This window comes from Methylobacterium pseudosasicola (assembly GCF_900114535.1).
Lineage (GTDB): Bacteria > Pseudomonadota > Alphaproteobacteria > Rhizobiales > Beijerinckiaceae > Methylobacterium > Methylobacterium pseudosasicola.
In genome coordinates, this window is record NZ_FOTK01000087.1 from 1 (window position 1) to 9026 (window position 9026).

The 9026-nt window shown below is 57.9% G+C and carries 3 protein-coding genes and 5 pseudogenes; 6 read left to right on the forward strand and 2 right to left on the reverse strand.

Features of this window, described 5'->3' with window-relative positions; translation table 11 throughout:
* Positions 1 to 278, reverse strand: a pseudogene (locus BM228_RS32410) (IS701 family transposase); the annotation flags it as partial.
* Between the two features lie 97 nt (positions 279 to 375).
* On the opposite strand from BM228_RS32410, the pseudogene BM228_RS32415 reads away from it, so the two are divergent.
* The 3 genes and pseudogenes from BM228_RS32415 to BM228_RS32425 all read left to right on the forward strand — a co-directional run bounded on the left by BM228_RS32415 (position 376) and on the right by BM228_RS32425 (position 4116).
* Positions 376 to 1180 (forward strand): annotated as a pseudogene (locus tag BM228_RS32415) (IS5 family transposase).
* Positions 1181 to 1401: 221 nt separating this feature from the next.
* Positions 1402 to 2991: a Wzz/FepE/Etk N-terminal domain-containing protein gene (locus BM228_RS32420; RefSeq protein WP_092047338.1), complete on the forward strand. Its 1590-nt coding sequence runs from the start codon at positions 1402 to 1404 to the stop codon at positions 2989 to 2991.
* A gap of 246 nt (positions 2992 to 3237) precedes the next feature.
* Positions 3238 to 4116 carry a glycosyltransferase family 2 protein gene (locus BM228_RS32425; protein ID WP_092047336.1) on the forward strand — a complete coding sequence of 293 codons (879 nt, stop codon included), beginning with the start codon at positions 3238 to 3240 and terminating at the stop codon, positions 4114 to 4116.
* Positions 4117 to 4473: 357 nt separating this feature from the next.
* Here BM228_RS32425 and BM228_RS32430 read toward each other — a convergent pair.
* Positions 4474 to 5964 (reverse strand): annotated as a pseudogene (locus BM228_RS32430) (ISL3 family transposase).
* Between the two features lie 169 nt (positions 5965 to 6133).
* Here BM228_RS32430 and BM228_RS32435 point away from each other — a divergent pair.
* From BM228_RS32435 to BM228_RS32445, 3 genes and pseudogenes are all read left to right on the forward strand, one after another.
* Positions 6134 to 7688: pseudogene (locus tag BM228_RS32435) on the forward strand (ISL3 family transposase).
* A 153-nt stretch (positions 7689 to 7841) separates the two neighbouring features.
* Positions 7842 to 8659 (forward strand): annotated as a pseudogene (locus BM228_RS32440) (IS5 family transposase).
* 58 nt (positions 8660 to 8717) lie between these two features.
* A partial coding sequence (locus BM228_RS32445) for a transposase (RefSeq protein WP_139234330.1) occupies positions 8718 to 9026 on the forward strand: 309 nt, incomplete at its 3' end.

Below are 9026 nucleotides of genomic sequence, written 5' to 3' on the forward strand. Positions count from 1 at the left end.
CGCACCACGTCGCGCAGGGCGTCGGCATCCCAGCGTCCGCGACCGAGCACCGCTTGCTGACGCCAGGGTCCGGGATCGCCCGCAGCTTCCGCCCGCATCCAACCGGTCTTGCGCCGCTCCGCGCCGAGCAGTCCGTCCAGGAATGCGCCCGCCGAGGCCGCCACCCGATCCTGCGTGAACAGCGGGCGCATGCGTCCCTTCACCTCCCGCAAGGACGAGGCCCAGAGTTCCAGTGTCGCCTCAATAGAGGCCCCCGACGTCCATGATGCGCGAATCATGGTGCCGCAGAGAGTCAGAACCTCGCCAAAAACGCAACTGTAATGTTAGAACGCCTAACAGAACGGCACCATAAGCGTCGATGTGCGTTGTTGCGGCATGGCTTGCGCTCTTCTTCCCGACGATCTTTGGAGCGAGATCGCCCCGCTGCTTCCGCCGCCCCGGCCGCGTCCGAAGGGCGGGCGACGGCCCATCGAGAACCGAGCGGCCCTGACCGGTATCCTGTTCGTGCTGCGCTCCGGACTGCCGTGGGAGATGCTGCCGGCCGAGATGGGCTGCGGCTCGGGCATGACGTGCTGGCGCCGCCTGCGCGACTGGCAGGCGACGGGTGTCTGGACGCGCCTGCATCACGTGCTGCTGGGGCGACTTCACGCGGCCGGTCAGCTCAACTGGAGCCGGGCCAGCTTGAACAGCGCGTCTGTACCGGCGAAAAAGGTGGTTCTGCCACCGGCCCGAACCCGACGGATCGGGGCAAACCGGGGACCAAGCGCCACCTCGTCGTCGATGCCCGCGGCACGCCCCTCGGCTTGACCTTCACGGGGCCAACCGCCACGAAAGCGTAATGATGGCCCCGACCCTCGATGCGATCCCGCCCGTGCGAAACGGCCGGCGCGGTCGCCCACGCCGCCGTCCCAACAAGCTTCATGCCGACAAGGCCTACGACGCCTGCGCCCGTCGCCAGGAGTGCCGCGCCCGGGGGATCGTACCCCGCATCGCTCGGCGCGGGATCGACAGCAGCGAGAAGCTCGGGCGGCACCGCTGGGTCGTCGAGCGAACCCACGCCCGGTTCAACCGCTTCCGGCGCCTGCCCGTCCGTTACGAGCGACGCGCCGACATCTACGAAACCTTCACCAGACTCGCGGCCAGCCTCACCACCCTCAACCAAATCAGACGGTTCTGTTAGGCTCTCTTATTACGTTATGTCTACTTACCTCAACCTTAAGCTGAGTTTGAGCTAAGCAATGCATATTGCCTACCAATAGATATTATCCAAGACTGCTGGATGAAACATTGATTAATCTAGCAAATTTTGTATCTTGTCCATAGCTGTTGATTGGGATATCACGCAATAATCTTCGGTCGGTGACTCTTCAGGTTAACAAAATTCAACAAGTGGAATAATTTATGAAAAATGAATCCTTAATCAATAACGACACTTACAAAAATTTTGTGATAAGGCAACCATCCTCATCGCATCTGCCTATAGCAGATACTATCGAAGATATCCGCAAGTATAAAATACTTTACGGCAGTTGGATTTTTCTTTTTTTAATTCTTGGAGTGGTTTATATAAAAAGCTCGCAGTCGGAATATACCGCAACGGCAGCGGTTATATTAAATCCTTCGCGCCAAGTTGCTGGATCGTCTACTGGATCAGAAAGTGGATCCTCCTTGACATTAGACAGCGCTCAAACAGAAAGCCAAATTCAGGTTCTAAAATCTGAACGCGTTCTCAGTAATGTTTTTCAGACGCTAGATCTTGAATCTGCTGCCGAATTTAAACCAAAGTCGCGAACTAATTTGTTGAGTCTTTTGGGCGCCTCGACTGAGCTACCTAAAACAATTGAAGTGTCCGAACTCACGAAACGCCATGCTTTTCAAGCATTCGTTGCAAGAGTAAATGTAAAGCGTGTTTCTCAATCTTATGTCATTGAAGTTTCGTATCAAGCTTTTAGCCCGGAAGAGAGTGCTCGAGTGGTGAATGCGATCTGCATGCAATATATTAAAGGCCAAATAGAACTAAAGGCAGCTTCAATCCAGCGTGGTTCCGAGTTTCTTCAGGGCCGTATCGCTAGTATTAAATCCCAATTGGCCGCAGCTACTGAGGGGGTTCGTAATGGTAAAGTGCCTGAGACACCCTTTCCTGACGCCGACTCTCAGGTCATCAGCTCTGCTACTCCGCCCTTAGGTCGTTCAAGCCCTAAGTCGGGAATAATTGTTGCGCTATGTTTGACTTTTAGTATTTTCAGCGGACTGATTGTTTTGATATTTAAAAACTCTCTGGATAAAACTGTGAAATCGCCGTCCCAGTTGAAGGATTGGGTCAATATCGACGTGATTGCGAATATACCCATCCTAAAAAGATCTGCATATCCGCGGCATATTGTAAATTCGATGGACAAAGGGTCCGTCCCATTCCAAACTGATAAGCACACAGAAAAATTTTTTCAGACACTGCTTACGTCTTTGCTGATATCGAGCCCTATCCAAGAAAAGTTAAGAATCGGCATTACATCTTGGTCTCCGGGCGAAGGCAAGACAACTGTTGCAAATAAACTTGTAGGTGCCTTTGTGCGCAACGCACGAAAAATAACTTTGGTTAGAATCGCGAAGTCTCGCGTTTCAGATCCTGTGACTGACCCCAACGCGTCGTCTTATATGAAGGACCCAGGATCATCGAAGCAAAATCATCAGGTTGATGCATTTTATCCCAATGAGTACATTTCGGTACAAACAATAACTTTTTACTCGACACCTACAAAAGAAGAACTATACAATTTCATGGCATCTCTACCGCCGGATGCAGATATAATTTTCGATTTATCAGCGATTCGCGATCATCCTGACGTCTTAGTTTTTTCCGAAGTGATCTCCTGTTATATTTTAGTAATTTCTGCAGGGAGGACTACCTATGAGGAAGCAGAGAGTGCGTGGCGAGCTATAAAATCGTCGAACGCTCGCAGCATAAGTGCTGTGATTAATAAATTAAAGTGAATATATGTTTTGAGGTGCTTATGCGCATCTACGGGAATAAAATGTAAAGATTTAAATGAATATCTAGATTGTGGCGGTCGATTGGTCAGATTCTAAGTTGCGGTGTCGACAAACGAATTTTGTTGATTAGTATCTGTGTTAATAACCAAGGTTCTCGATGAGTGAGAAAGCTGAGGCGATTAGACGCTGGTTCTTAGATTGGATAAAGAGTAGCGGCGTCAGAAAAGAAGATAGGAAGCTTTCCGAATGCGATTAGCAGTCATCCTTGCGAGTAGTGGCAGAGCAATGGAACTCTCCAATTGGTCGGAAACTTTCAAGTTACAAAGCATTCAGCCATCAAAGGTACTTTACTCCGTTGTTTCTCCGGATGATCTTCCGGAAGAAAATCTTATTTATCCTTGTTCTACTATATTGTATGGAGACCCTGGGCTTCCTAAACAACGAAACCGCGGACTTGATTTTTTGTCTGATTCCTACGACTTAATAGCTTTTTTCGATGATGATTATGTTGCATGCTCCGATGCCTTTGCAAATATAATGGAGTTTTTTAAACAAAATCCTGAGGTTGTCGGCATTAACGGCGTTCTTCTTGCCGATGGTATAAATACAGCGGGGATTTCGTATTCAACGGCTACGCAGATTATCAAAGCATTTGAGTCTCAAAAAATTGATCAGCCGTTGACCGTCTCAAATTTATCAGGATTGTATGGATGCAATATGGTCTATCGAGCAAGTGCAATTAGAGATCTTCGCTTTGATGAAAATCTTCCACTTTATGGTTGGCAGGAAGATGTAGATTTTGCGTCCAGGGTATCGAAACATGGGCGTATCGTTGGAACGAATGCTTTCGCAGGAGTTCATCAAGGTGTCAAACTGGGGAGGTCGTCTGGTGTTAAGCTTGGATATTCTCAGATCTCAAACCCATTATATTTGGCAAGGAAAGGATCAATTACCAAGAATTATGCTCTGAGACTAATTGTAAAGAATGTTTTAAGTAATCACTTGAAGTATTTTCTCGCTGAACCATGGATAGATAGAAAAGGGCGTGCGGCTGGAAATTGGATAGCTATTTGCGATGTCGTTTTGGGGCGTTCTCATCCCAATCGCATTTTGGATTTAAATTAGCTTACTGAAAATCCAGGAAATTTTAGGACATAATATTGGAATCTTCGGCTTCATCATTAGTCCCGGCCGATAGGTCTTCCTTCATGTTTTAGTAAATTTCATAGTCATCTGGGTTTGATGTTTGCCGGCTTAATGGTTTGATGCTTGCGTAGATAGCGTCGGCTGACTTAGGCTTTACGAACGGCTTGAACTCAGCGTTGTTCTGATCGATGTAGGCGTGAATGGCTGTCAAACAGCGTTGAGCATCGACCCTGGATCGGCGTCGAACTTTGGGTCTGGCGCAGTTCCATGCTGATCGGCTGATTACGCGCCGATCCGCCGAGCTTTGAGTAGGTCGAGCTCGGTCCGACCGAACATCTAACGCTGCACAATCTTCAGGCGGATAATCTGCCCTTCGGTCTGGCCGTTCGACTACGGTTGCGTGAGAGCTGCAGCGACGCTCGACTTGTCCTTCAGCAAGCCACGCGCGAACGACGATAGAAGGCTGTGGTCCGCAGCCTCGATCCAGGTGTCGAGATCGGCTCGCCTTCGTTCGCGGTTCATCGCTTGAGAGCGACAGCAGGGACTTTGCCTCGTCGAGCGTAGGTACCTCCGCCTCGATTGTCGGCACGTGGACAGCTTCGGCCTTCGTCAGATTGTCCCGCCCTGTTGTCATCAGCGGGGAGAGGACGCGCGCCGACGGCACCTTCCCAGGCGATTTTTGCAACACGCGCTCGCTGCGTCGCCTCCGCGTTGCCCATTCCCCGACCGCCCGCAGGCTCCCGGTGAACCCGCTGGCGCTAAGCCGCGGCCAGAGTTCTGCCCTGTTGCGGCAGCAGGCCGTCCATTCGGCATCGAGACGGGGCAGATAGGCATCCAGGCTGCTCTGGCGGGCGCGGAATACGTCGCCGGTCAGACCGCGCAGCACGTCGCGCACGAGCTTGCGACTGTGCTTGTTCGCTCGGGCAATTTTCTTGATCGGCATGCCCTGTCGCGACAGGGCGAGGATCGCCTTGCCCGTCGCCTCCCCTGGAGATAGCCGTAATACTGCAGGCGCTCGGAGCAGGTCAGCCGTTCGGGATCGACCGTCGCGACTCCCGCCGCGAAGCGGATTGCAGCCATAGACTTGCGCCCTGCATCGAGGAAGGCGGCGCTGACGTTCTCCATCAAGCGCAATCGGTCGGCGACTTGAAGGACATAGGGCAGCGCTCGCGTCGTCGCCTCACCGTAGCAACCCCCACGGTCATGGGCAACAACGGTGATCTCGGGATGGGCTGCAAGCCACGCCTCAACAGTGCCGCTCTCCCGATCCGGCAGCAGGGCGATGACACGGCGCCGTTCCAGGTCGCAGACCAGCGTGCCGTAGCGCTGTCCTCGACAGAAGTAGTCGTCGATGCCTATCACGCGCGGATGCTCCACCGGACGGACGGCACGGCGGCGCACGGTCCGGAGCATCGTATCCCGACTGGCCGGGACCATGAGCCGTCGGGCGAAACTGGCTGCGGGCCGGCCACCGAGGGCAAGGCCGAGATGATGCACGATGTAGTTGAGCCGAGTCGTGCACCGGCTGAAGGCAGCTGCGAGGTCTGGTCCGAGCCGCTCGGCGAAGATCTGGGTCCGGCAGTCCGACCCGATGCAGCGGAAACGACGGACGCGGACATCGATGACGACGGGTCTACTGGCAACCGGCAGATCGGAGAGAGTACGCGTGTAGCAGCCATGGATTCGAGACGAGGGTTGATCGCAGCCTGGGCACTGGGCCAAGGCGGCGGCCGGCCGGGCTGTGATGGTCATCCCAGTGCCGATCTCGACATGATCGATGAGAAGGCCGCGCGGAACTACGGAACTGGGATGGAGGCTGCGAGGCATGGCAGGATCTCCAACGACCGAAGCCGAGATCCATCAACTCGCCTGCACCGAGATTGAGTCATACCCAAAGTTCGACGCCGATCTTGGGTCAATGTTCAGGTTCTTCCGCACTTTCGGTGCTGAGCGGTGTTCTGGACGTTGATTCGCATGTTGGCCCGATGGGAGTGCGATGCCGGTCTCGAACCCGTCGTCGCCGTCGGTCCCGGACGGCCTGCACGTCGCCGGTCTGACGCTGGACTCGTTCGGATTGCTGATCATCGCCCGAACCACGGCAGCCCAAGCCTGCTGTCGGGTCTGCAGACGTGCGTCAGTGCGGGTGCACAGCAGATAATGGCGGAGGTTCGACGACCTGCCCTGGCAGAACCGGTCGGTGACGTGGCGGGTTCAGGTGCGCCGCTTCCGCCGCGGCCATTGCCCGGGGCGGATCTACGCCAAACGCGTGCCGGGGCTGGGTGCGCGCAAGGCGCGCCGCAGCGACCGGTTGGCCGAGGCGCAGACCGACATCGGCATGGTGCTGGGTGGGTTAGGCCGGCGCAAGATTGTCGCGGCGGCTGGCCATGCCTGTCAGCGGCGAAACCGTCCTGCGCCTGATCCGTCGTCGCGGGACCGTACCGGCTCCGCCGCCGCAGGTGATCGGCGTCGACGATTGGGCGTGGCGGCGCGGCCGATCCTACGGCACCATCGTGTGTGACTTGGAGCGGCGGCGCGTCATCGATCTGTTGCCCGGCCGCTCGTCGGCACCGGTGCGGGACTGGCTCACCGCCCATCCGAGCGTGACCGTCGTCAGCCGCGACCGTTCGGGACCCTACGCCGAGGCCGCGCGCTCGGGAGCACCGACGGCGACGCAGGTCGCGGATCGCCGGCACCTGCTCGTCAACGCTTCCGAGGCCCTGCGCGGAATCGTCGAGCGGCACCAGTCCGAGATCTGAGAGGTGGCGCACCGCGCCGTGCACGACCCCGCCGGCTCCCCTGATCTGGCGAAGACAGTGCCAACGAACGTGAGCAGCCGGCGACGCGACCGCTGCGAGGCGGCCCTGTGCCTCCACGGCGAAGGTCTGCCGACCAAGAAGATCGCTCGCCGTCTCGGCGCATCCCGCAACGCCGTGCGCCGCTGGGTGCGGGCGGGCCGGTTCATGCCCTACCGCCGCGCACCGGGTTCGAGCCTGCACGGGCGCCATCTCCCCCTCGTCGAAGCACGCTGGCGGGAGGGCCAGCACAGCGCCACCGGCCTCCATCGCGCGTTGCACGCGCAGGGCTTCATCGGCGGCTACGACATCGTCCGGCGCTGGGCCTCACGACGGAGGCAGGATTCGCCTGCGCGATCACCGTCCGCCCGAGTCCCCTCGACGCGCCGCATCGCCCGTTGGCTCACCGCCGACCCGGCCGCACTGTCGCGGGAGGATCGCGCCTTCACCGAAGCGCTCTGCAGCGTCGCGCCGAAGCTGAAGCAGGCCGCCGAGGATATACGCGCCTTCGCCGACCTCCTGCGCCAGAACGATCCCACCGGACTGACGCCGTGGCTGGAAGTCGCAGCCGCGACCGATCTCGGCGGCTTCGTCACCGGGCTCGGGCAGGACGAGCCAGCCGTGCGCGCCGCTATCGTCGAGCCCTGAAGCAACGGCCCCGTCGAGGGGCAGGTCAACCGCCTCAAGCTGATCAAGCGGAGCATGTACGGTCGCGCCGGTTTCGATCTCCTGCGCCAACGCGTCCTACATGCTGCGTGAGCCGGGATCAGCAAAGCTTGATCGGATGCCAAACCTACAGCACTGAAAGTGCGGAAGAAACAATGTTCAACGCTGTTTGACACGCTTCCTCCACAGTTGACTTAGAGTGCCTGACAGAACGTTACCGAGCGACGTTTTCAGCGTTGGTTTGGCATGGTCAGACCGCTTCTTCCCGATGATCTCTGGGATGAGATCGCTCCGCTTCTCCCGCCGCCTCGGACACGTCCGAAAGGCTGGCATCGTCCAATTGAGAATCGGCCCCGCACTCACGGGCATCCTGTTGGTGCTGCGCTCGGGTCTGCCGTGGGAAATGCTGCCGGCCGAGATGGGCTCCGGCTCCGGCATGAGTTGTTGGCGGCGGCTGCGGGATTGGCAGGCGGCGGGCGTTTGGAGCCGCCTGCATCACGTATTGCTGGACCGCCTGCACGCGGCGGGTGAGATCGACTGGAGCCGGGCCTGTCTGGGCAGCGCATCTATCCCGGCCAAAAAGGGGGGCGTGCCGCCGGCCCGAACCCGACGGACCGGGACAAGGCGGGCATCTCGTTACCGAAACGTGCGGCACGCCGCTCGGCCTCTGCATGAGCGGCGCCAACCGGCACGACAACGTCATAATGGCGGCGACCCTCGATGCTATCCCGTCTGTGCGGAGCGGTCGGAGCGAACGACCGCGACGTCGTCCGGACAAGTTGCACGCTGACAAAGCCTAAGATGCCAGACCCCGCCGCCAGGAGTGGCAGGCGCGGGGGATCGTCCCGCGCATCGCGCGCAGGGGCATCGAGAGCAGCGAGAAACTCAGTCGTCACCGTTAAGTCGTAGATCCTTCGACAAGCTCAGGATGAGGGCACCCACGCTCGGTTGAACCAATCCGTCGATTGCCCACCCGCTACGAGCGATGCGTAGATATCTACGACGCCTTCACGAGCCTCGCGGCCAGCCTCGTCACCCTCAACCAGATTGGACGGTTCAGTTAAGCAGTCTTAGAGCGCCTAACAGAACGGGCACGGATCGTCTGGGAGTGCGTTGGTTTGGATGGCCCGCCCGCTACTGCCCGATGATCTCTGGGACGCGATCACCCCGCTTCTACCGCCGCCACGCCCGCGTCCGAAGGGCGGGCGCCGCCCGATTGAGAACCGGGCGGCGCTGACCGGCATCCTGTTCGTGCTGCGCTCAGGCCTGCCCTGGGAGATGCTGCCCGCCGAGATGGGCTGCGGCTGCGGGATGAGTTGCTGGCGGCGCCTGCGCGACTGGCAGGAGGCGGGGGTGTGGGCGCGCTTGCATCAGGTTCTGCTGGAGCGCCTGCACGCGGCGGGTGAGATCGACTGGAGCCGGGCGAGCTTG

Excerpts from the sequence above, each read along its gene's own strand:
- BM228_RS32420 (WP_092047338.1), top strand. The coding sequence starts at position 1,402 with ATGAAAAATGAATCCTTAATCAATAACGACACTTACAAAAATTTTGTG.
- BM228_RS32425 (WP_092047336.1), top strand. The coding sequence starts at position 3,238 with ATGCGATTAGCAGTCATCCTTGCGAGTAGTGGCAGAGCAATGGAACTC.